Annotated in this window: 27 protein-coding genes and 1 other RNA gene; 13 read left to right on the top strand and 15 right to left on the bottom strand. The window is 52.7% G+C overall.

Annotated elements, in window-relative coordinates; translation table 11 throughout:
- Window positions 1-23: 23 nt before the first annotated feature.
- On the bottom strand, window positions 24-1,463 hold the full coding sequence (locus NST08_RS20915) for an ammonium transporter (RefSeq protein ID WP_007127708.1): 1,440 nt from the start codon (window positions 1,461-1,463) through the stop codon (window positions 24-26).
- 331 nt (window positions 1,464-1,794) lie between these two features.
- Here NST08_RS20915 and NST08_RS20920 point away from each other — a divergent pair, with 331 nt between their 5' ends.
- Both NST08_RS20920 and NST08_RS20925 read left to right on the top strand, forming a co-directional pair.
- A complete protein-coding gene (locus tag NST08_RS20920) occupies window positions 1,795-2,241 on the top strand; it encodes a MerR family transcriptional regulator (protein ID WP_007127707.1) in 447 nt (148 codons plus the stop codon).
- Between the two features lie 42 nt (window positions 2,242-2,283).
- Window positions 2,284-2,964, top strand: a complete 681-nt coding sequence (locus tag NST08_RS20925; RefSeq protein ID WP_007127706.1) for a zinc metallopeptidase — start codon at window positions 2,284-2,286, stop codon at window positions 2,962-2,964.
- Window positions 2,965-3,130: 166 nt separating this feature from the next.
- On the opposite strand, the gene NST08_RS20930 is transcribed toward NST08_RS20925, so the two are convergent.
- Window positions 3,131-4,069, bottom strand: a complete 939-nt coding sequence (locus NST08_RS20930) for a LysR family transcriptional regulator (RefSeq protein WP_007127705.1) — start codon at window positions 4,067-4,069, stop codon at window positions 3,131-3,133.
- A gap of 83 nt (window positions 4,070-4,152) precedes the next feature.
- Window positions 4,153-4,767: a rhomboid family intramembrane serine protease gene (locus NST08_RS20935; protein WP_007127704.1), complete on the bottom strand. Its 615-nt coding sequence runs from the start codon at window positions 4,765-4,767 to the stop codon at window positions 4,153-4,155.
- Between the two features lie 120 nt (window positions 4,768-4,887).
- Here NST08_RS20935 and tpx point away from each other — a divergent pair, with 120 nt between their 5' ends.
- Complete coding sequence (gene tpx / locus NST08_RS20940) at window positions 4,888-5,406, top strand: thiol peroxidase (protein WP_007127703.1); 519 nt, start codon at window positions 4,888-4,890, stop codon at window positions 5,404-5,406.
- Window positions 5,407-5,491: 85 nt separating this feature from the next.
- Here tpx and NST08_RS20945 read toward each other — a convergent pair whose 3' ends face one another.
- From NST08_RS20945 to NST08_RS20955, 3 genes are all read right to left on the bottom strand, one after another.
- Window positions 5,492-5,884, bottom strand: a complete 393-nt coding sequence (locus tag NST08_RS20945) for a DUF1499 domain-containing protein (RefSeq protein ID WP_007127702.1) — start codon at window positions 5,882-5,884, stop codon at window positions 5,492-5,494.
- A 143-nt stretch (window positions 5,885-6,027) separates the two neighbouring features.
- Window positions 6,028-6,219: non-coding RNA, 6S RNA (ssrS, locus tag NST08_RS20950), on the bottom strand.
- Window positions 6,220-6,254: 35 nt separating this feature from the next.
- A complete protein-coding gene (locus tag NST08_RS20955) occupies window positions 6,255-7,070 on the bottom strand; it encodes a YesL family protein (protein WP_007127701.1) in 816 nt (271 codons plus the stop codon).
- Window positions 7,071-7,259: 189 nt separating this feature from the next.
- Here NST08_RS20955 and NST08_RS20960 point away from each other — a divergent pair, with 189 nt between their 5' ends.
- Window positions 7,260-7,358, top strand: a complete 99-nt coding sequence (locus NST08_RS20960; RefSeq protein ID WP_007127700.1) for a hypothetical protein — start codon at window positions 7,260-7,262, stop codon at window positions 7,356-7,358.
- A gap of 163 nt (window positions 7,359-7,521) precedes the next feature.
- Here the strand turns inward: NST08_RS20960 and NST08_RS20965 are convergent, their stop codons facing one another.
- Window positions 7,522-9,111 carry a DEAD/DEAH box helicase gene (locus tag NST08_RS20965; protein WP_007127699.1) on the bottom strand — a complete coding sequence of 530 codons (1,590 nt, stop codon included), beginning with the start codon at window positions 9,109-9,111 and terminating at the stop codon, window positions 7,522-7,524.
- A 289-nt stretch (window positions 9,112-9,400) separates the two neighbouring features.
- On the opposite strand from NST08_RS20965, the gene NST08_RS20970 reads away from it, so the two are divergent.
- The 4 genes from NST08_RS20970 to NST08_RS20985 all read left to right on the top strand — a co-directional run bounded on the left by NST08_RS20970 (window position 9,401) and on the right by NST08_RS20985 (window position 13,920).
- Window positions 9,401-10,222, top strand: coding sequence for a YitT family protein (locus tag NST08_RS20970; protein ID WP_007127698.1), 822 nt, complete (start codon window positions 9,401-9,403; stop codon window positions 10,220-10,222).
- 159 nt (window positions 10,223-10,381) lie between these two features.
- Complete coding sequence (locus NST08_RS20975; protein WP_007127697.1) at window positions 10,382-10,576, top strand: hypothetical protein; 195 nt, start codon at window positions 10,382-10,384, stop codon at window positions 10,574-10,576.
- A 417-nt stretch (window positions 10,577-10,993) separates the two neighbouring features.
- The gene (locus NST08_RS20980; RefSeq protein ID WP_340899905.1) at window positions 10,994-12,181 is read left to right on the top strand and encodes a putative glycoside hydrolase; all 1,188 of its coding nucleotides are present in this window, start codon (window positions 10,994-10,996) and stop codon (window positions 12,179-12,181) included.
- A 344-nt stretch (window positions 12,182-12,525) separates the two neighbouring features.
- Window positions 12,526-13,920: an MATE family efflux transporter gene (locus NST08_RS20985; RefSeq protein ID WP_007127695.1), complete on the top strand. Its 1,395-nt coding sequence runs from the start codon at window positions 12,526-12,528 to the stop codon at window positions 13,918-13,920.
- Between the two features lie 98 nt (window positions 13,921-14,018).
- Here the strand turns inward: NST08_RS20985 and pfkA are convergent, their stop codons facing one another.
- From pfkA to NST08_RS21000, 3 genes are all read right to left on the bottom strand, one after another.
- Window positions 14,019-14,990 (bottom strand): 6-phosphofructokinase, encoded by a 972-nt coding sequence (gene pfkA, locus NST08_RS20990; RefSeq protein ID WP_007127694.1) that lies wholly within the window; start codon window positions 14,988-14,990, stop codon window positions 14,019-14,021.
- 23 nt (window positions 14,991-15,013) lie between these two features.
- Window positions 15,014-16,096 carry a tetraprenyl-beta-curcumene synthase family protein gene (locus NST08_RS20995; protein ID WP_007127693.1) on the bottom strand — a complete coding sequence of 361 codons (1,083 nt, stop codon included), beginning with the start codon at window positions 16,094-16,096 and terminating at the stop codon, window positions 15,014-15,016.
- A 284-nt stretch (window positions 16,097-16,380) separates the two neighbouring features.
- Entirely contained in the window at window positions 16,381-16,578 is a 198-nt protein-coding gene (locus NST08_RS21000) for a cold-shock protein (protein WP_028405178.1), read from the bottom strand.
- 196 nt (window positions 16,579-16,774) lie between these two features.
- Here NST08_RS21000 and NST08_RS21005 point away from each other — a divergent pair, with 196 nt between their 5' ends.
- The 5 genes from NST08_RS21005 to NST08_RS21025 all read left to right on the top strand — a co-directional run bounded on the left by NST08_RS21005 (window position 16,775) and on the right by NST08_RS21025 (window position 20,758).
- The gene (locus NST08_RS21005; RefSeq protein WP_007127692.1) at window positions 16,775-17,008 is read left to right on the top strand and encodes a hypothetical protein; all 234 of its coding nucleotides are present in this window, start codon (window positions 16,775-16,777) and stop codon (window positions 17,006-17,008) included.
- A gap of 3 nt (window positions 17,009-17,011) precedes the next feature.
- Window positions 17,012-17,194: a hypothetical protein gene (locus NST08_RS21010; RefSeq protein ID WP_007127691.1), complete on the top strand. Its 183-nt coding sequence runs from the start codon at window positions 17,012-17,014 to the stop codon at window positions 17,192-17,194.
- A gap of 201 nt (window positions 17,195-17,395) precedes the next feature.
- The gene (gene pepF / locus NST08_RS21015; RefSeq protein ID WP_007127690.1) at window positions 17,396-19,186 is read left to right on the top strand and encodes an oligoendopeptidase F; all 1,791 of its coding nucleotides are present in this window, start codon (window positions 17,396-17,398) and stop codon (window positions 19,184-19,186) included.
- A 110-nt stretch (window positions 19,187-19,296) separates the two neighbouring features.
- Window positions 19,297-19,635, top strand: a complete 339-nt coding sequence (locus NST08_RS21020; protein ID WP_007127689.1) for a LapA family protein — start codon at window positions 19,297-19,299, stop codon at window positions 19,633-19,635.
- Between the two features lie 88 nt (window positions 19,636-19,723).
- A complete protein-coding gene (locus NST08_RS21025) occupies window positions 19,724-20,758 on the top strand; it encodes a M42 family metallopeptidase (RefSeq protein WP_007127688.1) in 1,035 nt (344 codons plus the stop codon).
- A 93-nt stretch (window positions 20,759-20,851) separates the two neighbouring features.
- Here NST08_RS21025 and NST08_RS21030 read toward each other — a convergent pair whose 3' ends face one another.
- From NST08_RS21030 to NST08_RS21050, 5 genes are all read right to left on the bottom strand, one after another.
- Complete coding sequence (locus NST08_RS21030; RefSeq protein ID WP_341342263.1) at window positions 20,852-22,828, bottom strand: ABC-F family ATP-binding cassette domain-containing protein; 1,977 nt, start codon at window positions 22,826-22,828, stop codon at window positions 20,852-20,854.
- A gap of 64 nt (window positions 22,829-22,892) precedes the next feature.
- Window positions 22,893-23,702 carry a DUF92 domain-containing protein gene (locus NST08_RS21035; RefSeq protein WP_210095056.1) on the bottom strand — a complete coding sequence of 270 codons (810 nt, stop codon included), beginning with the start codon at window positions 23,700-23,702 and terminating at the stop codon, window positions 22,893-22,895.
- A gap of 32 nt (window positions 23,703-23,734) precedes the next feature.
- On the bottom strand, window positions 23,735-24,358 hold the full coding sequence (locus NST08_RS21040) for a fumarylacetoacetate hydrolase family protein (protein WP_210095055.1): 624 nt from the start codon (window positions 24,356-24,358) through the stop codon (window positions 23,735-23,737).
- Window positions 24,359-24,362: 4 nt separating this feature from the next.
- Complete coding sequence (locus tag NST08_RS21045) at window positions 24,363-25,136, bottom strand: glycerophosphodiester phosphodiesterase (protein ID WP_341032717.1); 774 nt, start codon at window positions 25,134-25,136, stop codon at window positions 24,363-24,365.
- 29 nt (window positions 25,137-25,165) lie between these two features.
- Window positions 25,166-26,458, bottom strand: a complete 1,293-nt coding sequence (locus NST08_RS21050) for a CapA family protein (protein WP_210095053.1) — start codon at window positions 26,456-26,458, stop codon at window positions 25,166-25,168.
- Between the last annotated feature and the right edge of the window lie 26 nt (window positions 26,459-26,484).

Consider the following 26,484-nt stretch of genomic DNA (forward strand, 5'->3'; position numbering starts at 1 on the left):
AATCATTCACATGACAGTAATGCTTAAAGCGCAGGATCACTGCCCGGTGCCGGATTCGGTCCGGTACGGAAGCTGCCCGATTTTACTTCGGATTCGGTCATCAGCTTCATTTGCTCCGGATAACCATACGTTCCGTGCTCGCTGATGTCCAGACCCATCAACTCCTCTTCCTCCGTTACGCGAAGACCCATCGTTACTTTCATAATGTACAAAATGATAAAGGAGATCACGAGCACGAATGCGAATGTGCCGATCAGCCCGAGGAGCTGCACGCCAAGCTGGCCGAAGCCTCCGCCGTAGAACAGTCCTGCTTTACCGACGCCGGTAATTTCAACAAGTCGTGGAGCCGCGAACAGGCCTGTGGATACCGCCCCCCACATTCCGGCGACGCCGTGCACGGAGAACGCGTATACCGGATCGTCGATGCCTTTGCGGTCAAACCACTGCGCCGTGAAAAAGGTAATCGTTCCTGCAATCGCACCGATAACGACTGCGGCCCATGGCTCTACGAATGCACAAGCGCCGGTGATTGCAACGAATGCAGCCAGAATACCGTTGAGCATGCTTGGAATATCGGCTTTGCCGAGCACCGCCCAAGAAATGAGCAGGGCTGCCAGCGCGCCTGCTGCCGCTGCGATATTCGTATTTAAAGAAACGAAGCCGAAGAATCCGTCCGTCAGCGCCGAAATGGTGCTGCCCGGATTAAAGCCGAACCAGCCGATCCAAATGATAAATACACCGAGAACCGACAGCACTTGGTTATGGCCGGGAATGCTGTTGGGCTTCCCGTCTTTGTTGTATTTGCCAAGACGAGGCTTCAGCAGAATAGTAGCTACCAGAGCTGCCGTAGCACCGGTCAAGTGAACGACGGTCGAACCGGCGAAATCCTGCATCCCCAGAGCACCGAGCCAGCCGCCGCCCCATACCCAGTGAGCAACGACCGGGTAAATGACGATCGTGAACAACAGTCCAAACACGATATACACGCTGAGCTTAGCGCGTTCTGCCATGCCGCCGCAGGCGATTGCCAAGGATACGGCAGCGAAGGACAGATGGAATAAGAACATAATCGTTGTCGGCACATCATAAATCGACAATGAGTCGAATGAGCTTGCGGCATTATCTCCGCTTAGGAAGAAGCCCTCAAACCCGAAGAAGCTGTTGCCGTTGCCGAAGGCCAGACCAAATCCGAACGCCCAGAATGCGACAATCGAAATGCCGAAGGTGAGGAAGGTCTTCCCAGCGACGTGCCCGGCGTTTTTCATCCGGACCGAGCCTGCCTCCAGCAATGCGAAGCCGGCTTGCATAAAGAATACAAGCAAGGCAGCCAGAAATACGAATACGGAGTTTAATCCCGCCGTCAATTCAACGTTTGAGGCCCCTTCTTCCGCGGCGAACGCATTAACCGGAAACACCAGTAATGCGAGCATCCCCACCATTAAACCAATCCATCTTTTTTTCATCAAGCCTTGCACTCCCCTTCATGTCATATAATATAACACAAGTTCAAATTCTTATTGTTATTATAGGGAGCATCCTTCGCGATTTCAACGGCTTTTTTCAAAAAAATGATAACAAACCGCCGTTTTATGTAATAAAATATAACATATAGTGTTTACAGTGCAAACTCTCCGTACATTTCTTAGGAAGCGGTATAGGGGCATCGGCCAGCATATTCGTCACAACTATGACGTTTGACTGTACGGTTCCGAATCATGTATCATATTTCTATTAAAATGAAAATATATTGCTTTCATTAATGTCCAATCAAAGAACCTGTGAGGTGATTTCATTATGGGGATCATGAAAGGAAACCTTTTCCGGATCGGAGAGCTGGCGAAGGCAGCCGGAATCAGTGAAAGAACCATTGATTATTACACCAAGCTGGGATTGATCTCCCCTGAAAAACGGACGTTAAAAAATTACCGTTTGTACAGTTCCGAAACCTTAAGCACGCTCGAACGTATTAATCAGTTGAAGCAAGAGAAATATACTCTCGAAGAGATTAAGGACAGATTGAACCGGTGGAAATCCGTACCGAATGATTCCGAAATGACCGAAAAGCTGACCGAACTGGAAATCCAGATGAAGCAGCTGGAGCGCAACGTCAAGGAGCTCAATCCGCTTCTTCGTGAGATGAAGCCTAGTCAGGCCCGGGAGGTACTTGCGAATATTTTGCCCAAAGGAGCTGCATGTATCGAGTCACTTCAAATTTTGCTGAATCAATTCACGTCGATGTAGTCATGTAGCAGTCACAATCTTATTACGATGGGGGTATGATAAATGTACGCTGACTGGATGTTTGTTCTTATTATCATCGCTTTTATTTTCTCTTTATGGGCACAGTTCCGGGTAAAAGGAACGTTTAATAAATGGGCTAAGGTTGACAACAGCACCGGATTGACCGGCTATGATGCCGCACGACGCATGCTCGACGCCAACGGTCTGCACGATGTGCCGATCGAACCGGTGCCGGGCGCACTGTCCGACCATTACGATCCCGTTAAACGGGTGGTTCGCTTGTCGGAGCCGGTATATTACGAGCGTTCGATCTCTGCGGTTTCGGTAGCATGTCACGAGGTGGGCCACGCAATCCAGCATGCCGAGCATTATCCGATGCTGGTGGCGCGTCATAAGATGTTCCCGGTCGTTAACTTCGCTTCCGGCATCGCACCGTTTCTCCTAATTGCCGGGTTCCTGTTCCAGGCGATGAACCTCGTCGGTCTCGGTATCATCTTCTTCTCTTGCGCCGTGGCTTTCCAGCTGGTAACACTCCCTGTCGAGTTTAACGCCAGCAGCCGTGCCCGCCAGTTGATGGTTCAGGAAGGTTATATTGCGAACAACGAAGAACGCGGTGTGGCCAAGGTACTGAATGCTGCCGCTCTGACCTATGTCGCAGCAGCGCTGATTTCCTTGCTGGAGCTGATCCGTTACATTATGATCTTTACAAGCAATCGAGAGTAATCTTGCTTACCATCACCCCCGATCGGGCCGCTAGCGGCATGATCGGATGACAATCCAAAGATGCAACAAGCAAAGGGCCTCCCCTTACAGCCGCTACCGGCGTAAAGGGAAGCCCTTTTTCTGTGGAAACTTATGATAATTCGAATAACGAACCGCAATGCGCTAACTAGGGAGATGAAACCGACTCCCCTTCTTCTCCTTCCGGCTTGACGGATGGATCAATCCCGAAATATTGAAGGAGGAATGTGCGGAAGGCCTGGGCAACAGGCGGAAGCTTCTCATCCGCGCGATGAATCAGGCCGATTGAACGCGTAACCTTCGGTTCGGAAATCTGAACACGGGCCGGCTGAAGCGGGTTGGTCTGAAACAGCGCCATTTCGGGGAGCAGACTAACCCCCATGCCGGCTGCAACCAGTCCCCGAATCGTATCCGTCTCTTCCCCCTCGAAGGCGATCTTCGGGGTGAATCCGGCTTCCAGACAAGCATGCCAGACGATCGGACGGAGGGAGTAGCCTTTGCTGAACAGCACAAACCGCTCATCCTTGAGCTGCTCCAGCTTGATCGACTTCTCGCCGGCCAGCGGATGATTCGGAGGCAGGATCGCGAACAGCTCCTCCGTCAGCACGATATCTCCATCCACCTGCTCATGCCGTTCCGGAAACGGCGACACGAAGGCCAGATCCACCTCCGCCGTCACCACATCCCGGATCAGCGTCGGAAACATGCCTTGCTTGAACCGGAATTTGACGTTCGGATACTTCTTCCGAAACTCGGCTACAATCGAAGGAATCAAGTGTATGCCAAGGCTGTGAGGAAATCCGATGCGAATCTCCCCTTGCTCCGGGTCCAGAAATTCATGAATTTCGACGACCGCCCGCTCCAAGTCTTTCATGATGCTTTCCACCCGTTTGCAAAAAAGCTGTCCGACCGGAGTCAGCTGCAGATTCCGGCCCTTCTGCATGAACAAATTAACACCCAGCTCTTCTTCCAATTGATGAATCTGACGGCTGACGGCTGACTGAGCCACATGAAGCTCCTCCGCCGCTTGGGTAACGTGTTCCTTCTGCGCAACCTTTACAAAGTATTGCAACTGTCGTAATTCCACGCCTTTTATCGCTCCATTCTCATTCCCTAGAAAACTTTATCGGATCATTCATTATATTTGTTACAGCACCTCTACAGATCTGATTAAGTCCTCTGCTTAAATAATCGAATCATCAGACCATAGAGGAAAAACCCGCCGATCAGTCCGCCGAAATGCGCGACGAGGCTGATTCCCGGCGTAAAGGAGAGGACAATCCCTAAGATCAGCAAAGTGAACAATGTCCTGCGCGACGCCATGTCCATGACATGCCGTTGAAAGAGCGCAATATACAGATAGGCTCCGTAGGCCCCGTAGATGGCGCCTGACGCGCCCACAAGAGTCTCATAGCCTTCCATACGGCCGTAATAAGCCAGGGCGATCACGTTCCCCAGAATGCCGCTGAGCAGGTAGAGCAGCCCGAACTTCCAGCTTCCCATAATGCGCTCCAGCGGCGGGACGAAGACGAGCAGGGCAAAGCTGTTAAACAGCAGGTGATCGAACCCGTTGTGCAAAAACATCGCCGTCACGTAACGCCAAGGTTCCCCCGTAAATTGCGGCAGATCCGTCAGCGCCCCGTATTTCAGCAGCGTGATCGGATTTCGGGAGCCGCCGTCGAAGACCGTAATAAAGAACATCACCAGGTTTGCAACCAGCAGCAGCGAAGTGACGGGATAATAACGGAGATAGCTTCTCCAGTTCTCATAACGAACAAATATCATAGCATCCTCCTCTTCCAAGCCAAACAGGACGTCCGGAAAGTGGACATATCCTTTTTAAAAAGATTATAATGTACCATGAACCTGATCACCAAACTTTGATATCCAAGGAGGAGATTTCTCATGGCTCAAGAACGCACGGGGGCTGCCACATTCAAGGGCAATCCTATTACACTTATCGGACCTCAGCTTAAGGTTGGCGATTCGGCACCTGATTTCACGGTGAGCAAAAACCTGCTGGAGGATGCATCCCTTAAGGACTTTGCAGGCAAAATCAAGCTGATCAGCGTCGTCCCTTCCCTCGACACCGGCGTATGCGATGCGCAGACCCGCCGCTTCAACGAAGAAGCCGCAGGGCTCGGAGACGACGTTGTCGTGCTGACGATCAGCGCCGACCTGCCGTTCGCCCAAGCCCGCTGGTGCGGAGCAGCCGGCGTCGACCGTGTCATTACACTGTCGGACTACAAATCCCGTTCTTTCGGGGAAGCCTACGGCGTGCTCATCAAGGAATTCCAGCTTGATATGCGCTCGATCTTCGTGGTCGACAAGGAAGACAAGATCGCCTATGTGGAATACCTCGGTGAAATGACAGAGCATCCGAACTACGAAGCGGCCGTCGATGCCGTGAAGTCTCTTCGATAGAACCGCTTAGCCGCGGTTACATACGAAAATAAAAGCATCACCTTTAAAAAAGCGGGAGAGCAGCTCTCCCGCTTTTATCTATTGCCTAAGCATCCACTTTATACTTGCCGAGCTTCTTGTCCAGCACAGCGTACAGGTTCAGGATGACCCGGTAATTCGCCCCCAGGTCGCCCAGCGAGCCGCGGGAGGCCGAATACATATCAACTGCGCTGCGTACGGGACTGATGCCCAGCACGGATACGGTAATGTCCAGCGTTCGTCCGAAGGACGTTCTTTTCTCGAGTGTGATTTCTCCAACGGACTTTACTTCATGCAGCACTTTATAGCCCGGAATTTTTTTGAGTGTCGAGGTAACCTCTTCAAAACACTTTTCTTTTGAAAGATTGTAATAACGCGTCTTCAGCTTGGGATCTTTCGCACGGTCGCTTGTGCCGTCATAGCTGCGCACGATACCGATTAGAACTCGTTTTAATGACAAAGACCGTTCCTCCTTTATAAATGACCGTTCCTTTACCTACTAGTTTAACATTGTTTAGGCTTTCAGCAAACCTTTATATCCAGCAAAAAAAGGCATCTCTTCACTTCGGATTCGAAATAAAGAGATGCCGCTTCATAATCAGTACGAAACCCGCCTATGCCGTCCGGTAAACATTGTCTTCGAACCTGCTTAAGCAGGTGGGTGACCGCAGAACCGCTTATGAATTCCCCTTGTCATATAGACAGGGCTTTCCAGCCACGGTTACATATTGATCTCCCTAGACATCGTCATTGGTTCAAAACAACGGAAAACCGAAACGAACATCGCAGGATGTAGTCTTATTATAGGGGGTTTTGCCGCAAAAGTAAACCTATGAATTTCGCGGTTTCGATCCTTTATCCTCGGTTTTGACGTTATCCATGCTTTCGAGCAGCGCCTGCTCCGTCTCCGATTCCTCTTCCTCGGCTTGTCTCATCTTCTCCTGCTGCTCCTGCATCTTGGTAAACGTTGCATAGAAGTTAAAGAACGCGAACAATGCCATCAGGCAGAAGAGGAAGAACACGAACAGCACAGGCATTTGCGTGCCGATATATACCAAGATAGCGCTTCCGGCAAGCGTCGAAAACACCCGGAACGGACGAATCAAGGTCAGCAGGACCGCATTTTTCAGAAGCTGGGTCGTCTTCATCTCATAATGGACCGTCATGGAAAAGAAATTAAACAACGAGACGAACAGCACGATGAGCAGCACCAGCATAACGATGCCGACGAGCTGAAAGCCGTCTCCAAGCTGCGTCATATACACCGTATAATCCACATACATAATCACGAACAGCAGGGTGTAGACGAATCCGCCGATCATGCTTTGCTTATAATTTTCCTTATAGCCCTTGAAAAACGTTTTAAATACAGGTACATCCGGGTTCCCCATCACCCACTTGCGGACTACGGTAAAAAGGGCAGCGGTTGCAGGGAACAGCACAAAAGGCGACAAGATCCCCAAAATCCAGTTCGACAGCAGCTGCTCGTTATGAGCATCCGGCGTCTGGACGGCCATCAGGAATTTGGTCAGTACGATAAACAGGAATGGCGATGTGCATAAAACCCATAAAATATTAGAAAACGCGATGCGGGTAATCCATTCGGTGAGCTTATATAAGCCACCCATGGCTCCTTTCATTTCCAAATCTTTTCCTCCTCACTCAAAGCATGCATGTATCTATTAATATACCTTATATCGCATAGGCATGACCAGAGCCTAATTTGCGGCGGTCTGGGTGAATATCCAATCGCATAACCTGATATCACCATAGGATATCTCGTAATCCATTCAAATCAATGCTTCAATTCTCACTAATCAGAGGAGGGAATATGCATGTCTAACGTAGGCGGTTACGGTTATGGCGGAACTACTGGAGTAGTTCTGGTTCTCTTCATCCTGCTTGTTATTATCCTTAGCACATTCTATATCTAATGGATGAATTAGCAGCTTAAATGCATGATACAGCTAAGCTAAACACCATTGAACTCGTAAAAAAAGACGAAGCGCCTCTGCCCCATGCGAATGCGGGCAGGTGCTTCGTCTTTTTCATTCCATTCAAGCGATGGCCAGCGGGCTATTGCCGCTGCCGATCGGATTACTCGTCTCCGCTGCGGTTCGGACGGCGTTCGCCGCCGCCGCTGTAGCTGCGCTGCTTACGTTCGCCGCTGTTGTTGCGGTCACGGTTGTAGCCGCCATCGCGGTTATTGTAGCTGCCGCCTCCGTCACGACCGTAGCCGCCCTTGGAGTAGCCTCCGCGGTTGCCGCCACCGCCTTCGCGGTTACCGCGATAGCCTCCGCTGCGGCCGTTATAACCGCCGCTAGGCTTGCGTCCGCTGCGGATGTCCGGCTTCCGGCGCTTCGCGCGAATCGGATCCTCCGGCGTAAGGTGGATATCGGCTGCTTCCTTCTTGTCTCCGGTCAGGAGCTTCATCGCAGCTGCAAGCAGCTGAACGGAGTCATACTGCTCCAGAAGCTGGATGGCAAGCCCTTTATATTCGGTCAGCTCGCCTTGGTCGATGATTTCCAATACGCGTTCAGCGATGACGCGCTGCTTGCCTTCAATGGCTTCGGCCATCGTTGGCAGCGGCTTGCGCGGAATCCGGTGACGGGTAACGCGCTCGATGAAGTACAGATGATCCATTTCACGCGGGGTAACAAAGGACCATGCCGTTCCTTCTTTCCCTGCGCGGCCCGTACGGCCGATACGGTGTACATAGCTTTCCGGATCCTGCGGCAAGTCGAAGTTGACGACATGCGTTACGCCGGATACGTCCAGACCCCGAGCGGCTACGTCGGTTGCTACCAGCACATCGATGCTGCCGTCGCGGAACTTGCGCATAACGGTGTCGCGCTGGTGCTGAGACAAGTCGCCATGGAGGCCGTCTGCGGAATAACCGCGTTTTTGCAGCGCTTCGGCCAATTCGTCTACACGGCGCTTCGTGCGGCCGAATACAATCGCCAGCTCAGGCGATTCCATATCGAGGAGACGGCTCAGCGCCTCGAACTTCTGACGCTCAGGAACCTCGATGTAGGCTTGGTCGATCAGCGGTGCGCTCACATGCTTAGGAATGACGGATACATGCTCCGGATCCTTCAGGAACTGGGAAGCCAGCTTCTGGATGTTCGGAGGCATCGTTGCGGAGAACAGCAGGGTTTGGCGATTTTCCGGTACCAGCTTCAGGATGGATTGGATATCATCCATGAAGCCCATGTCCAGCATTTCATCCGCTTCGTCCAGCACGACGGTTTGAACATCGTCAAGCCGGATGGTCTTCCGGTTAATGTGGTCAAGCAATCGGCCAGGTGTGCCGATAATAATTTGAGGCTTCTTTTTCAAAGCGCGAATTTGCCGGCCTATATCTTGTCCGCCGTAAATCGCAAGGGAGCGGATCCCTTTAAATCTGGACAATTTGCCGATCTCTTCGGCAACCTGAATGGCGAGCTCGCGGGTTGGCGTCATGACGAGAGCGACGATCCGCTCTTCTTCTTTCGCGATTTTGTGAATAAGAGGAAGGCCGAATGCTGCGGTCTTACCGGTACCTGTCTGTGCTTGTCCGATCATGTCCTTTCCGGTGAGGGCAATCGGGATGGATTGGGATTGAATCGGTGTCGCTTCTTCAAATCCAAGTTCCGTAATCGCTTGAAGCACTCGGGGCTCCAAGCCAAAATCTGCAAAATTTTTCAATAGGTTCATACTCCTTCTATCTGTGGACTCCACTTTCTTCTCTGTATTCTTAAGTAGTGGTAACGTTTATAGGCTTTCCCGGCCAGCAGGATTTTCTGCATGAGGTGAACCGGTATATTTCTCTCTGATCACCAGCGGTGTAACTGGTTAATGTATAATCATCCTGATAAGCTTCCAAAAAGTTATCATTGTAACGGACTACTCAAGAATATCCAATACATTATATCACAAAACATTTCTGGAATACCAGCAAGCTTCAAGAAGTCATAATAACCGGGAGGTGATTCCTATGTTGAAGCGTCTATGGACCTACTTCTCCATCCTATTCGGCGGCATCATCATTGCCGCAGGCTTCAATCTGTTTCTGATTCCGCACCATCTGCTCAGCGGCGGCGTTTCCGGCGTTGCCATGCTGATCGGTTATTTCACGCCGCTTAATATCAGCATCCTGTACTTCGTGCTCAACATTCCCATCCTCCTTGCAGGGTGGTTCCAGCTTGGAAAACATTTTGTCGTGCTCAGCGTGCTCTCGGTCCTCGTGACAACGGTGTTTCTCGAGATCATTCCGGTCAGCGCCGTCGCCACCGACATGCTCCTCTCCGCCGTCTTCGGAGGAATCCTGGTCGGCTTCGGAACCGGCCTGTCCTTCCGGGTCGGCGGCTCGACCGGGGGATTTGACATCATCGGCTCCATCGTCACGAAATATCGCGACTTTCCGGTCGGCAGCGTCCTGGTATCGCTGAACGCCATCGTTATCCTGGCCGTCACTTATCTCGAGAACGACTGGAACCTCGCGCTTGCCTCCATGGTGTCCATTTACCTGGCGGGCAAAATGATCGATATGCTGCACATCAGCCATATCAAAGTGACCGTGTTCATTGTAACGAATCAGACCGAGGCCCTGCTGGAGAAGCTGCTCAAGCGCCCACGGGGCGTTACGAAGATCAAAACCCAGGGGGCGTTCAGCCACAAGGAGAAGGACATGCTGATGACGGTCACGACGAAATACGAGCTCGCTGAATTAAAGCATATCATTACACAGACTGATCCGGACGCCTTCGTCAACATCGTGGAGACGGTTGCGGTGATGGGACAGTTCCGCAAGAACTAATTGCCAAGATGAAAACACGGCAATTTTTGTGGTATAATATGAATGCCAGGTTCCTACAATATTCATGAGCTACTCTTCGTTGCCCCAATTTTAATGTTTTTCCGTTTTACAATAAGAACGTCCTGCCTGACCAAATTTGGAAGGAGAGGGTGATTTTTTATGGAAATGGAAACGGTAAAATTGTCACAGATCGTCATGAAGTGGTTCCCGGAAATGATTCCGTTCTTCAGACAGAGCGAGCTAAATTCCATGATCGTTTTGAGGGACGGGCTGAATATTTTGGAGCAGGATGACGCTTTGGAAATTATTCAGTACAGCATTTGCGAACACCAAAGCCACACGCTGCTGCATTAATGGAATATCCGCTTGAAATATTTGCAAGATCAATGCCGTTGTTCACCGGTGCATGCCGCTGAACAGCGGCATTTTTTGCCCGAATTCTCCTACGACGACAGCCCGGCTTGGCCAAGCTTAAGCCCCTCATCCTAAACATTATCGCTCGTCTTTGCCGGTGCATTTCTAAAATCCGATGCAGGATCGTTGATCTAGGCAATCCGTCTGCAATTAACTGTCCTCCCTTCAATTTCCTATCGTAATTATGTCCACTTTCGGTAAATATGGAAAAGTCGTTTAAATTGCCCTTCACCCGTTTAATGAACCAATACCGCATGCTTTAGCTCCATATCTTGGGCGAATGTAACAAACCTGTTCTTTTTGAAAGCTGCGGTTCCATTATAATCATGGTGAATGTAGACAAGGGAGAGAGTAATTATGAACATCATCTTGGCATTTTTCATCTTGGCTGCCGCGGGCTTTGGCGGCTCCGGCGCGCAGGAGAGCCCGCTTACAACCCAATTGCAGGCTTCCTGGAACTCCGCCGTGATTCAGAGCATGCATCAAAATCAGGGGAAGGGTCAGGGACAGAACGGCATCAAGCCGAATACGACCGAGATCGACCCGCAAGTCGACGCACCGAAAGTCAAAGGCATTTATGTAACAGCTTACAGTGCCGGCGGCTCCAGAATGACACAGCTTATTGACCTGATGGACACAACGGAGCTGAACGCCATGGTCATCGATATCAAGGACGACGAAGGCTACATAACGTACAAAACCGATAATCCGAAGCTTCAAAAGCTTGGAAAGTCCCAGCCCTTTATCAAGGATATCCATCAGCTGATGAAACGGCTGGAGAAGCATGACATTTATCCGATCGCCCGTGTCGTCGTGTTCAAGGATACGATCCTGGCCAAGAAGAATCCGGAGCTGTCCTTCCGCAAAGGAGACGGCACCGTGTGGACCAACGGCGGCGGAGACAGCTTCGTCAATCCGTACAGCAAAGAGGTATGGGATTACAATATCGAAATCGCCAAAGAAGCAGCCAAGCTCGGCTTTAAGGAGATCCAGTTCGACTATGTCCGGTTCCCGGAAGGCTTTGAGAAGCGGGCCGACACTTTGAAGTATGTGAAAACCGAGCAGTCCCGCGTCGATGTCGTATCGGATTTCGTCCAGTATGCCCGTGAAGAGCTTGCACCGCTCGGCATCCGCGTTTCCGTCGATATTTTCGGCTACGCGGCATCGGTGCCGGCAGCAGAAGGAATCGGCCAGGATTTTGTAAAGATATCGAATAATGTGGATATTATCAGCCCGATGGTATACCCGAGCCACTACACGACGGGCTGGTTCGGCGCCGAGGTGCCGGATAAGGCTCCGTACCAGACCATCAAGGGATCGATGGAGGATACCCACAAGAAACTCAAAGAGCTGGGCGACAATAAGCCGATCATCCGCCCATGGATTCAGGATTTCACGGCCAGCTGGCTGGGCAAAGGGAATTATATCAAATACGGGAAAAAACAGATTGAAGAGCAGATTCGGGCCTTGAAAGATACCGGAGTCGACGAGTATTTGCTCTGGAACGCCTCCAACCGTTATACGGAAGGCGTGAAGTATAAATAAACCTTAAGAGCCAGGCCGATCATGCGGCCGGGCTCTTTTTCATGAGACTGCTCGAACAGGGCTGCGCTCCCATGCCTGAACGGAGAGATTGAGTTATTTCGGCCGGCATATGGACGTAAATGAACCTTTCGCTCCATTTACGAATATGGAGGCTTGGCGAAGGATTCATGTCTTGACATCGGATGCTATGATGATTGTGGGACATGCACTTTCCCGGTCCGAGCCTAAAAGGATGTCATTCTTTGGTTCTTTTACTGCGCGCGGTGTGGCGCGAATCTAACGAATGGTCACCGCTCGCATTCGGACAGCGTGCAAATACTAAAGAGAGAAAGGCAATATGCAGCATGCAATCTACCACGACGATCCAGGGGAAACTGAGGCAGTTCGCCGTCATTCTCATCCCCATTCTCGTAACACAGCTGGCTTTATCCGCCATTACTTTTTTCGATACGAATATGTCCGGCAAATTCAGCTCCGTCGATCTGGCCGGCGTTGCGATCGCCACCAGCATCTGGGTTCCGGTACAGACCGGACTCAGCGGCATTCTGATGGGAATTACCCCCGTCGTCTCCCAGCTAGTCGGCGGGCGCCAGGAGAACAAGGTGGCCTATCAGGTTAACCAGGCACTGTGGCTGTCCATCTTGCTGGCCGTTATCGTGCTCGCTGCGGGATACGCCGTCGTCCCGAGCATTCTCGGAGCGATGAACCTGGAGCCTGAGGTTCGCCATGTCGCCGCGAGGTTTTTGGCCGCCATTTCGGCAGGCATTATTCCGCTGTTCGCCTATACGGTGCTCCGCTGCTTTATCGATGCCCTTGGACAAACCAAAATTTCCATGGTCATCACCCTGATTACGCTTCCGATCAACGTCGGGCTGAATGCCCTCTTTATCTATGGCTTTTGGGGCTTTCCCAGGCTTGGAGGCGTCGGGGCCGGCGTTGCATCCGCCATTACCTACTGGGCGGTGCTGGTCATTGCGATCATAACCGTCCACCGGGTGCACCCGTTTGCTGAATACGGCATCTTCCGCAGTTTCTCCAAGATTTCCTTCAGCGCTTGGAAGGGACATTTGAAGATCGGATTGCCCATTGGCTTCTCGATTTTCCTGGAAACCGCCGTGTTTGCAGCCGTAACGTTGCTGATGAGCGGCTTTGATACGGCTACGATCGCCGCGCACCAAGCAGCCTTGAACTTTGCCTCCACGCTGTACATGCTGCCGCTGAGCATCTGCATGAGCTTAACGATCCTGGTAGGCTACGAGGTCGGATCGGGTCGGATGAAGGATGCATGGCAGTACGCCAAGCTTGGGATCGGCACCGCCGTCATCCTCTCGCTGATAACGGCCGTCATTCTGCTTGTTGCCGGACGCCAGGTTGCGGGCTTGTACTCGAATGAACCTGCCGTAATCGCACTCATCCAGCAGTTTCTCCTGTATGCGATCTTCTTCCAGATCTCGGACGCCATTGCGACACCGACGCAGGGAGCGCTGCGGGGGTACAAAGATGTGAATGTGGCTTTCATCCTGGCCCTCGTCTCGTTCTGGGTGATCGGCTTGCCCGTCGGATATGTACTGGCCAATTACACGGATTGGCACGCCTTCGGCTATTGGATCGGCCTCATAACGGGCCTTGCCGCCGGTGCAGCGCTTATGCTGAGGCGCCTGGTCAAGATCCAGCGCAGATTCACCGAGCAACAGATGCCTGCTCGATCAGCCGCTTCCTCGCTTCCTCATCATCAATAGCCCGATTAAAAAAGACCGTCTTCCATTGCAGCGCTTCAGCTTCTGCAATGGAAGGCGGTCTTCTTTTGGTTGTGCATTAAAGGAAATCCGTAATTCGATTACTGCGACAGACGAAGTGCCAGATCGTACAACTCTCGATTGAATTCCTTCTTCGTATTCACGACCTTGTCAATATCGGTCAGGACGAGCTCGCCTTTGATGATGCCGCACCCTTTATCCGATTCTCCGTTGATCAGGCTGCGTACGGCGAAGTCGCCGAGACGGCTGGCAAGATTGCGGTCGAACGGCGTTGGCGCACCGCCGCGCTGAATATGTCCAAGCACGGTTACGCGGGCGTCGATGGAAGCATGACATTCCTTCAGCTTGCTGACAACGTCTTCGCCCCGGCCCACGCCTTCGGCTACAATAATGATGCTGTGGCGCTTGCCCTTCGCAAAGTTCTCTCTGAGGCGCTCTGCCACCTCATCCAGGTTAAATTCCACTTCAGGGACCAAAATAGTCTCTGCGCCGGAGGCAAGCCCTGCATGCAGCGCAATGTCGCCGCAGTGGCGTCCCATGACCTCGACGACGGATGAGCGCGCATGAGAGGACATCGTGTCGCGCAATTTGTTAACCGCATCGACAACGACGCTTACCGCGGTGTCAAAGCCGATCGTGTAGTCGGTAAAGGAAATATCGTTGTCAATCGTTCCCGGCAGACCCATCGTTTTGATGCCGAGCTTGCTCAGCTTGTTAGCGCCTTGGTAAGAGCCGTCGCCGCCGATGACAACGAGTCCGTCGATGCCGTGCTGATTCAGCACATCAGCGCCCCTCTGCTGCCCTTCCGGCGTCTTGAACTCCGCGGATCGGGCCGACCGAAGAATCGTGCCTCCCCGCTGGATGATATCCCCAACACTGCGAAGATCCATCTTGATAATATCGTTCTCGAGAAGCCCCTGGTATCCGCGCTGGATCCCGTATACCTCAAGCCCATAATACAAACCGCTGCGCACCACGGCGCGAAGCGCTGCGTTCATCCCCTGGGAATCCCCGCCGCTCGTAAGAACTGCAATTTTTTTGACTGCTGTCATAATTCTTGTTTCCTCCTTCTATGTCACTCATGCTTATGCTTGCGAATCCAACGACTGTTGACGTAGAAGAACAGCCTTGTCATCGGGCTTCTCCTCATCAGGCGTTTGGACACGGTGCGAACCAGCTGCTGCTCGCTGACTTTTGGATCGGATAAATATAACGCCAGTAATCCCTCAATGATCATCCGATGAAAAGGGGTGGAGGGAATTGCTCTGACATCCTTCCGGGCCCAATCGACAATGGAAGCAATGCGGTTCAGCATCGTATCGGCATCTTCGTAGTAGTTGCAAAAGTTCAGATCGCCGCCCAGCCTGTCTTCGTCCTGATCAATCAGGTAATCCAGCATAATGTGGAGACTGCATACATTCGGAAAATAAGAGGCATGAATTCTGGATGCATCCTCATCATCCAAAAACGGATCGGTCGCAGCCAAAAACAGCATGAATACGCCCAGCGTGGATCCCGTTGCAGCAGCAAACTCATTCCACCGCAAGTGCGGCGTATGATGGGCATGCTGGGACCACCATTCAAGCAATGCAGCCTCCCGCTGATCCGGGTGGATATGCTTGTAAACCTGCAGATCCGTGTACAGCCCGGCCAATTTCCTTATGTATGGCTTTGCTGCCTCATATCCCGACAATTGGCCGATGCAGTCCCGGCATGTCTGCACCAGTCCGGCCAGATAGCCTCCATCCTCCCTCTCGGTTCGGAGCGAGTAATAATCCGCCATCTCGTCTTCAGGCGTAACGGCATCCAGCATCGATTGATGGAGCTGCCGAAAATCCGCCGGATCCAGCGAAGTGCTGCGGTCACATAAATTATCGAGATAATCGCTGATCGTCTGGTAAGCAACAATCAACGGGATGAGTATATGCTTCTCTGGCAAATTGGCGGCGGCATATACCGCGCCTCCCTGGCAGTGGAATCTTTTCGTCTCTATACTGGCCAACGCCTGCTTCCGAAGCTCCTCATCCGGAATTTGCTCAGCCTCCCGGCGCCACTTCTCCAATTCAGCCCGCACTTCCGGGAGAATATATCGGTATACCCGGCTCATCAATCCAACCGGGCTTCGCGGAACCTTGCGGCTTAGCTCTTGATTATTCAATGAACTCTGCCTCCACATGGTTGTCTTTTTTATACCTATCCAAATCAAACCTATTATAATATGATCGGTCATTTTGCACAAATAACACACGTCATTGACGGCACAAAGGCCATGGTGGAAGGCCGTTACTTCCAGCTATCCCCAAGAAGACAATCATAATATACCAACCATGATGGATCAGCTGTACCCGTGAACAGGCCATCCCACGCAAAAAAACACAGTTCTCAGGGAGAACTGTGCTTCATGCCTAGGTAATTCTATAAGATCTCCTCTTCGGAGTTAGCTTACAGTTTTGTTACGTTGGCTGCTTGAGGACCACGGTTACCTTCTGTAATTTCGAATTCTACCGCTTGACCTTCTTCCAAAGTTTTGAAACCTTCTTCTTGAATTGCGGAGAAGTGTACGAATACATCCTCGCCACCTTCAACGGAAATGAAGCCGTAACCTTTTTCTGCGTTAAACCATTTAACTGTACCTTTCAAATGAACAACCTCCTAAAAATACCGCCATCTATGGCGAATATCCATATTATATCCCATGTTTTCCGACAATGCAATCCGTCAAACCCCCAGATGGAGCTTTTTTGGACCGATATTTTTACGTCATCATGATTTGCTTTTGAGCCCTTGTGTGCGTTATCATTGACCCAAAAGCCTAAGTAGCGGACGGAGAATGCATATGATCAAAAAACATGAAATATACAAAAAAGACAAGTGGAACATGATGACGGTCGAGGTTCAGGGCCGCTACATTGTACTCCGCGAAATTTCCGACCAGTGGGGCGAAGAGACGCATACCTTCATGAGCCGGCCGGCCTTGATGGAATGGGCTAGGAATCGCTTCCCCAAAGAGGATTTCGAAGGACGGGAAGAGGAATGGCAGGACATCATGGCTTCCTTTAAGCAGGTGTAAACGATGGATACCACGAATATTGTCATCTTCATTATTTTGGCGTTCAGCCTTGGCGCCATCATGATCCTGAATCGTGACCGGATCCCGGCAAGGCTGCGCCGCGGAATGGCCCTGATTGCCGCCGCCTTCATTTTGTTTGCCTTTTACCTTATTGTATACACTTTTATTAATCTGGGTTCCTCATAATTTATAAGGATGAAAGAGCCGGGTACGCGGCATACTATCGCTCGAATGCGATGAATTCGAGGAGGTTGTGCCATGAAAGGTTCCAAGGCGCTTTGCATTACGCTGGTCCTCTGCCTGCTGCCTTGTGCCGCTGCCCGCTCCGAAGCCTATACTGAAGAAGCCCGGACTCCAAATAATACATATCATGCAAGGAGGATCTCTATGGAACAACTACTGAAACGCTCCGAAGTCCCGAAGGAGCACCAATGGAAGCTTGAGGACATGTTCGCCGATCAACAGGCATGGGACGACAGCTTTGCCAAGCTGAAGGACCTGCTGAAGAAAACGGCCGATTATCAAGGCAAATTAAACAATGCCGCTTCAATCAAGGAATGCTTCGAGCTCGAAGACGAAATTTCCTACCATGCCGAGCGTCTGTACGTATATGCTCATATGCATCATGACGAAGATACCGCGAATCCTACATATCAGGCTTTGTCCGCCAAAGCCAAAAAGCTCAATGTTGAGGTGGGCGAATCCCTCTCCTTCATTACGCCGGAAATTCTGGCCCTCTCCGATGCGGAGCTGGATCAATTGATTGCCGATCCCCTGCTGAAGGAATATCAATTCACCCTTGTTGAAATGAAGCGGGAGAAAGCCCATGTGCTCTCCAAAACCGAAGAAGCGCTTCTGGCCCAGGTCGGAAATCTATCCTCTGCGCCGCAGACCATATTCGGCATGCTGAACAACGCGGATATGAAGTTTCCGAAAATCAAGAACGAGGACGGCAAGGAAGTGGAGCTGACCCACGGGAACTACATTCAATTCCTTGAAAGTCCGAATCGCGAAGTCCGCGAGCGTGCGTTCAAAGCCGTCTACGAAACCTACGGCAAGCAGAAGAACACCTTGGCCGCGACGCTTAATGCCAATGTGAACAAGAACATCTTCTACTCGCGTGTACGAAAGTATCCGTCCGTGCTGGAGATGGCTTTATATGGCGATAACATTCCGAAGGAAGTCTACACAAACCTGATCGATACGATCCACGAGAGCCTCCCGCTCCTGCACCGCTACATGGAGCTTCGCAAGAAGCTGCTTGGCGTGGATGAGCTGCATATGTACGATTTGTTCGCGCCGCTTGTCGAAGAGTACAAGTGGGACATTACGTACGAGGAAGCGAAGCAGATGACCAAGGAAGGACTCGCCCCGCTTGGCGAGGATTACCTGAAGAGTCTGCAGGAAGGCTATGACAACGGCTGGATCGATGTCTATGAGAACGAAAACAAGCGTACAGGCGCATACAGCTGGGGCGCTTACGGCACCCATCCTTACGTGCTGCTGAACCATAAGGATAACCTGAACAGCATGTTCACCCTGGCTCACGAAATGGGGCACGCGCTGCATTCGTATTATTCCGACAACAACTTAAAATACCGTGATGCGCAGTACACGATCTTCTTGGCTGAAGTGGCTTCCACAACGAACGAAGCGCTGCTGATGGATTACCTGCTTAAGAACGCCAAGGATCCGAAACAGAAGATGTACCTGCTCACTTATTATGCCGATCAGTTCCGGACGACCGTCTTCCGGCAAACGATGTTCGCCGAATTCGAGAAGATCGTCCATGAGCGCGCCGAGAGCGGTGAATCCTTGACGGCTCAGGATCTATCGGACATTTATTACGACCTGAACGTCAAGTACCACGGTAAAGGCATGCAGGTAGACAAGGAGATCGGAATGGAGTGGGCCCGCATCCCTCACTTCTATACCAGCTTCTATGTATACAAATACGCGACCGGCTTCTCCGCTGCAACGAGCTTCTCGAAGCAAATTCTGGAAGACGGCCAGCCGGCGGTGGATCGTTACCTCGGCTTCCTTAAGAGCGGCGGCAGCGACTATTCCATTAACATCCTGAAGAAAGCCGGCGTGGATATGTCCTCGCCGGAGCCGATTCGCGAAGCGATGAGCGTTTTCGAGGATATTATCAACCAAATGGAGCAGTTGACGAAATAACGATCAAGCACTTACCCGCGTTTCAATCGATCTCAATTGACCGGTGGAATAAAATCCCTTGCCCTTGCAGGCAAGGGATTTTATACTGTGTGAGGAAGGAGGTGTTCCCAGTGAAGATTCAATGGTCATTAATCGCTGCCCTGCTGTTTGCATTAATCACGGCTGTATTTGCCGTCATCAACGTCAATCCGGTACAGGTGAATTTGCTGTTCGGTACCGTCGACATCCCGCTAATCCTGCTGATTATTGGCTGCTCGCTGATCGGGGGATTGATCGTCGGAGCATTCGGCATCTACCGCCAATATCAGATGCAGAAGGAAATCCGTTCGCTCGCAGAGCAGCTCATCCATATCCGTGAGGTTACGGGATACACCCCTGAAATGCATGCCGCGGATCACCAGCTGGAGGAAGAGCAGAAGGAAGAATCCAAGGAAGGTCCGAAGCTCTAGATAACGGTTCCTGCCTATGGATTCACATCCTATGCTTCCATTGGTTGTTCCAAGCTCATACATACAACTCCGAGGAGGCTGTTGCTAGATGTCGATACAACCGAATGAAACCTATATCCTCAATCTGTTGAAGGAATTGCTGGATACCCCAAGTCCGACCGGATATACAGGACATATCATGAAACGAATCGAAAAGGAGGCTGCCTCCCTCTCCGTCCCGCTGGCCTGGAATGAAAAAGGCGGGGCGATCCTGTCCATCACGGGACAGGATACCAGCCGTACGGTAGGCTTGAGCGGGCATGTGGATACGCTCGGCGCCATGGTTCGCGCCATCAAATCCGAAGGCACGCTGAGGCTCACTTCCGTCGGCGGTTATATGATGAACAGCATTGAGAACGAATACTGCGTCATTCACACCCGCAGCGGCAAGAAATATACGGGCACTATCCTGTCCACGCACCCATCGGTGCATGTCTACAGCGATGCCCGCGAGTTCAAACGCGAGGAAGCCAATATGGAAGTCCGAATCGATGAATGGGTTGAGTCTGCGGATGATGTGAAGAAGCTCGGCATCGGCGTCGGCGATTTCGTATCCTTCGACGCCCGTGCGGTCATTACGCCAAGCGGCTTTATCAAATCCCGGCATCTTGACGACAAGGCAAGCGTTGCTGCGCTGTTCGGCCTTCTGGAGAGCATGAAACGCGAGAATTGGAAGCCGAAATACAATGTTAAAGTACTGATCTCGAACTACGAGGAGGTCGGACACGGCGCAGCTTACATTCCTTCGGACATCAAGGAGCTCATCGCCGTGGATATGGGCTGTATCGGCGATGATTTAAGCTGCAAGGAAACCGACGTTTCGATCTGCGCCAAGGATTCCTCCGGTCCATACGATTATGAAATGACAAGCCGTCTGATCCAGCTGGCCGAACAGGAAGGCATTGCGTATGCCGTTGACGTGTACCCTCATTACGGCTCGGATGCATCGGCCGCGCTCGGCGCAGGCAGCAACATCAAAGCAGCGCTCATCGGACCGGGCGTTCACGCATCCCATGCGATGGAAAGAACGCATAAACAGGCCGTATTAAATACGGTGAAGCTGCTTGCCGCTTATGTCAAATAATCAAGATGTAAAGAAATAAGCTCCGAACCGGTAAAAAGGGACGCCCGCTACGGCCATTGGCCGACGGGCGTCCCTTTTTCATCGAACGGCGAGTTACGACTTCTTGCTCTGCTCTATCTTCTCCGCCAGCTCGTTCAAATACGTCCAGCGCTCCATCAGCCGCTCCAGCTCCTGCTCGCATGCCTCCTGTGCCTGAAGCAGCTCCTGGAGCCTCGCAGCATCGCTTCCGGCAGCCTCCATCTCGGTCTGGACAGCGGCGAGCTTATTCTCGGCTGCCTCGATCAAACCATCGATCTGTTCAAACTCCCGCTGCTCGTTGTAGCTGAACCTGAGCTTTTCACGAGGCGCTTCCTTCGCCGGGCTGCCGTTTCCGCTGCCTGCCGCCCTCCCTTCCCCCGATGGGCTTCCTGCTGCTCCTGTACCGGCGCTATCTCGGCTTCCTGATGCTCCGGATCCGGAAGCTTCCCCACCATTGCGCAGCATCCATTCCGCATACTCGCTGTATGAGCCTACGTGCACACGCACACGTCCTTGGCCTTCGAAAGCCATGATTTTATCGACGGTACGGTCCAAGAAGAAACGATCGTGAGACACGACGATAACAACCCCGGGGAACTCATCCAAGTACTGTTCCAGGACCGACAGCGTCTGGATGTCCAGATCATTCGTCGGTTCGTCGAGCAGCAGCACATTCGGAGCGCTCATCAGCACCCGCAGCAAATATAATCTGCGTTTCTCGCCGCCCGACAGCCTTGCAATCGGCGTCCACTGCATCGCCGGAGGGAACAGGAAGCGCTCAAGCATCTGGGCTGCCGTAATCGCAGAGCCGTCTGCTGTCCGGACGACCTCCGCCTCATCTTTAATATATTCGATCACCCGCTGGCTTCCGTCCATCTCCTGATGCTCCTGGGTGAAATAACCGAGCTTCACCGTCGGACCCATCACGATATTCCCGGAATCCGGCTCAAGCCGGCCTGCGATGAGATTCAGCAGGGTCGATTTGCCGCTGCCGTTAGGACCGACGATCCCGATCCGGTCCTCAGGAACGGCAATATAGGACAGATCGTCAATAAGAACCTTGTCGCCGACCGTTTTCCGAAGCCCTTCGATCTCCAAAATCTTGCGCCCGAGCCGCGTCGAGGCAACCGAGACGTCCAGCTCGCCCGAGCTGTGGACCGGCTCCTGCTCCTTGAGCTTCTCAAACCGCTCAATTCTCGCCTTCTGCTTCGTCGTCCGGGCCTTCGCGCCGCGGCGGATCCAGGCAAGCTCATTTCGCAGCAAGTTTTGCCGCTTCTGCTCGGATGCCGCTTCCCGCTCTTCCCGCTCTGCCTTCAATTCAAGAAACCGGCTGTAGTTGGCCTCGTACCGGAATAGGCGTCCGTGGTCCAGCTCCAGCATCACGTTGGCCACGCGGTCAAGGAAGTACCGGTCATGCGTAATCATGAGGAGCGCGCCCCGGCGTTTTTGCAAATACTGCTCCAGCCAGGCTACCGATTCATTATCGATATGGTTGGTGGGCTCGTCCAAGATGAGCAAATCCGAGGGCTGAATCAATGCGGCGGCCAAAGCGACCCGCTTCCGCTGCCCGCCGGACAGCGTCCCCATCTTGGCATCATAATTCCGGATTCCGAGTTTGGACAGAATGATCTTGGCGTCGCTCTCCAGCTGCCAGGCCTGAAGATTGTCCATCTGCTGGCTCAGCTTCAGCAGCTTCTGCTGAAGCGCCTCATCATGCGGGTGGAGCTCCAGCAGCTCCATCGTTTCCGTATATTCCCGGATCGCCTTCATCTCCGGCAGCTCGCCTTCAAATACTTGCTGCAGCACCGTGTTATCGGGAGCAAATTCCGGATTTTGGGCAAGATAGCGCACCCGAATGCGTCCGCCGATCGATATTTTACCCGAATCCGGCGGCTCCAGGCCGGCGATAACCCGCAGAAAGGTGGACTTTCCCGTGCCGTTTACGCCAATGATGCCGATCTTATCCCCATCCTCCATACCGAAGGAGGCATCCTGAAACAGGATTTTCTCTCCATAGCTCTTCGTCAACTGTTCAACGGTCAAGATATTCATTCTTCTGATCCCTACTTCTGTATATAAATTTCGGTGTTCGCTTCGCTCTTTAGCCGTCAGTAATTCAATAAATCGTAAATAGAAGCGCCGTCCCGTAAGCCGCGGCCCCTCCGAGCAGCGAGCTGATCAGGTTAACCGCATCATTGGAAAGCCAGCGGAAGCCCCGATGATAGACGGTTGCCTTGCCGCAATGCCGGGAGACCTCTACCGCTCTGCCGCAAACTTGGCAGCGGTACATAACTTGAAGAGATGCTCCTAGGATCGAATCCGCAAACGCACCGACCAGCCCTCCGGTCAGGCCTGCCGTCAGGTAAGGCAGAAAGGAGGGATCCATCCCGCTCCATTCAGCCAGCAGCCACCCTCCGGCTCCGATCAGCAGGCTTCCCGCCCCGGCCGCACTGGATCCGAGCCAGGTTATGCCGCCCGATTCGCCGGCTGTCAGCTTCCTGCCGCCAAGAATGGAGCGGGGCTGCTTGCGGCTTAGACTTCCCAGCTCCGTTGCCCACGTATCCGCCGTTACCGTTGCCATGACGCCGATGTACAGCATCACCCAAAGCTCGGAGGGTTGAATAGCATGTAGCAGGCACAGGATCATGCCGATGCCCCCATTGGCGAACACCTGCCCCGCATCGCGGCGTCCGGTCTTCGCATAGGATTTCTCCAGCTCTGCCTTCCTTCTCTTTCCGTACCTCGTCAACAGCGTCGAGGTGATGAAAAAAAGAAGCAGGGTCCCGAACCAAAACAAGTTCCCCGCTCCGTAATAAATCGTACCCATCAGAATCGCGGCGGCCGCGCCGGATTCCGAGAGCGATCGTCTCCGGTAAGCCGCTGCGGACACCATCGCCGCACAGACGGCACCGATCAACCAATCCATTCCAGGACCCCTCCACCTCTATCGCGTAATGCTTAACCGATTTCGCAGCGGCCCAGACGGACATCGCCCCAGTACAACTCAAATACATCACCGGATACAGTCGGACCGACACCCGCCGGCGTTCCCGTAAAGATCAAATCTCCTTTACCCAAGCCATAATGCTTACCGATATAGTCGACAATCGTCTGAAGGGAGAAAATCATATCCTTCACATTCCCCCGCTGTACCTCTTCCCCGTTCTTGATCACCGTAAAGTCCGTATCCGCAAGCGACTCCGTGCCGGGAAAGGCGATGGATGCTGTCAGCGGAGCGGACGATTTGAAGGCTTTCGCCGCGGTCCAAGGGTGTCCCTTTTCTTTAATAACGGACTGCACGTCCCTTAGCGTAAAATCAATGCCGAGCGCCATCGTATCGACCAGCTCGTCAACGCTCATCCCCGGCTCGTAATCCCGGGCTGCCTGGATGACCAGCTCCCCTTCGAAATGAAGACTGCCCCGGTCCAGCGGCAGCTGCAGCACGCTGCCGTCCAAAGGAACGACAGCATGGGAAGGCTTGAGGAATATCATCGGCTCCTCCGGAACGGCATTGCCGAGCTCTGCCGCATGCAGCTGATAATTGCGTCCGACACAATATACGTTACTCACTAATGCACACATGGTATTAGAACCTCCATTTTCGTCGCCAGAACGGAACTTTGGGCGCAATTTTCTGAATAAAAATCTGCCCCCACGTATCGGGGCGGTTCGTACAGATCATAATGTCCGGGCTCATCTTGGCCAGTGTCCGCATGCTCTTGGCATCATCCACGGTCCAGGCCATCGGCGTGATCCCGTTCCGCACCAGCTCGGCTGCAAAGGCCGCATCCAGATGGGAGTACCCGATTGATAAAAACGAACATTTCATTTGCTTAAGCCGGGATATCAAATTCCGGGGATGCGCATCGATAATAAGTCCGGTTCGAACTTCAGGCTCCAATTCCTTCGCTTTGATGAGCGCCTTCGGCTCAAAGGAGGTAAGCACCACATCCGGCAGCATATGGTATGCGCGAATCCGCTCCAGAACGGCCTCCTCCAAGCCCGGGTACATATCGCCGCTTGTCTTGAGTTCAATGTTCAGCTTCAGCCGTCCCTTGACCATCTGCAGCACTTCGTCCAGCGAAGGAACCTGCTCTCCCTTGAACTGGCGTCCTTTCCACTGGCCTGCATCCATTCTCCGAATTTCCTGCCAGGTCAGGTCCTTTACCTTCCCGCGCCCGGTTGTGGTCCGATCCACGCTGAAATCGTGGATGACGACGGGAACGCCGTCCCGGGTCAGCTGCACGTCGATTTCCATCCAATGCACGAATGGCTCATCCATCGCCATCTGAATGGCTGCGCGCGTATTTTCGGGAGCTTTGCCGGAGAAGCCGCGATGGGCCACGCATAAATTGTTCATGATGGCACCTCCTTGGTGTAACTGGTAGCTTAGATTTCCTTGGCCGTTCCCGGGATTACCTCCCCTCGAGGCGTAACGGTAACGCCGCCGATCGATCGGGACTGGACTTCCTTCAGCACGGCCTCTGCCTCCTTGCCTTCGAGCGGAATGACCTGTCCGATTTCCGTCCGGTATGGCGTCAGCTTGATGTCACATGCACCCTGCTTATTGCAGGAAGCTTGAAAGACCGCGGTCTTCCACGTATCGGCATTGGAGGATTTGGTAAAAATAAAATTGCCCGTGCTGTACGCAATCCATTTTCCTTTATATTGCTCCAGTCCCTGCAGCACATGCGGGTGTCCGCCGATGATCAGGTCTGCGCCGGCTTCGATGAAGGCGCGGGACAGATTGATCTGGTTCGCATCCGGCGTCTTATGCAGCTCCTGACCCCAATGCGGAATCACGATGACGAGATCGGCCTTCTGCCTTGCCGCGGCGATAGCTTCAACCGCTTTCGGCAAAACATGATCATAAGCACCGGCGACCCCGGGCCGGTTCTCCAGCGCATACCAAGTCGTTTCGGGCAGCACGCGGCTGAAGCCGAGAAGTGCCACCGTCATTCCTTTAAGCTCGAAATACTGTGCCGCAAAGGCCTCTTTTTCATTCCTGCCGGCCCCTACGTAGCGTATCTCGTGGTCGTCCAGGTGCTTGAGCGTATCGAGCAGCCCATCCTGACCCTGGTCCAGGATGTGGTTATTGGCCAGATTTACGGCCTCGACCCCGGCAGCCCGCAGCGCAGGCAGCACATCCGGCGATGACTTGAACACGAATTGTTTATTCGCGGCGGCTACGCCTCGCGTTGTCACCGGAGTCTCCAGGTTTAAGACGGTCAGATCATCGTCCAGAAACGCCGTGCCGAGATGCCGGTACGGATAATCATAGCCATGCTGCTTAAGGGCGTTCTCCACTTTGCCCGAGAATAAACTATCCCCGGCAAAATGCAGAACGACCCGCTCCTCCTCGCCGGAATCCCGCACTTCCTCTATTTCAGCAACCGGAATCTCCGGATCGGGATCTTCCAATTCGCCGGTATCGAACGAGCCGGAGCCAGCGCCCTTCCCGGATCCCGGGTCCGCTTCCCTGCCGCCTTCCATGCCGATGCCCGCCTGATCCGGGTAGGCCGTTCCCGCGGCCGGGTCGTGCTGCTTAAACTTAAAATAATAGATCAGCAGAGCAGCGATCATCATAATCAGGCAAAGGTTAAGGATTAACCATACCTGTCCGCTCCGCTGCTTACGGGCCTTCTTCTTGGCCTTGCTTTTCTCCGATCGTGACAGATGCATAGGGCACTCCTTCATTCACTGATGAG

The organism is Paenibacillus sp. FSL K6-1566 (assembly GCF_038050475.1).
Lineage (GTDB): Bacteria > Bacillota > Bacilli > Paenibacillales > Paenibacillaceae > Paenibacillus_AQ > Paenibacillus_AQ lactis.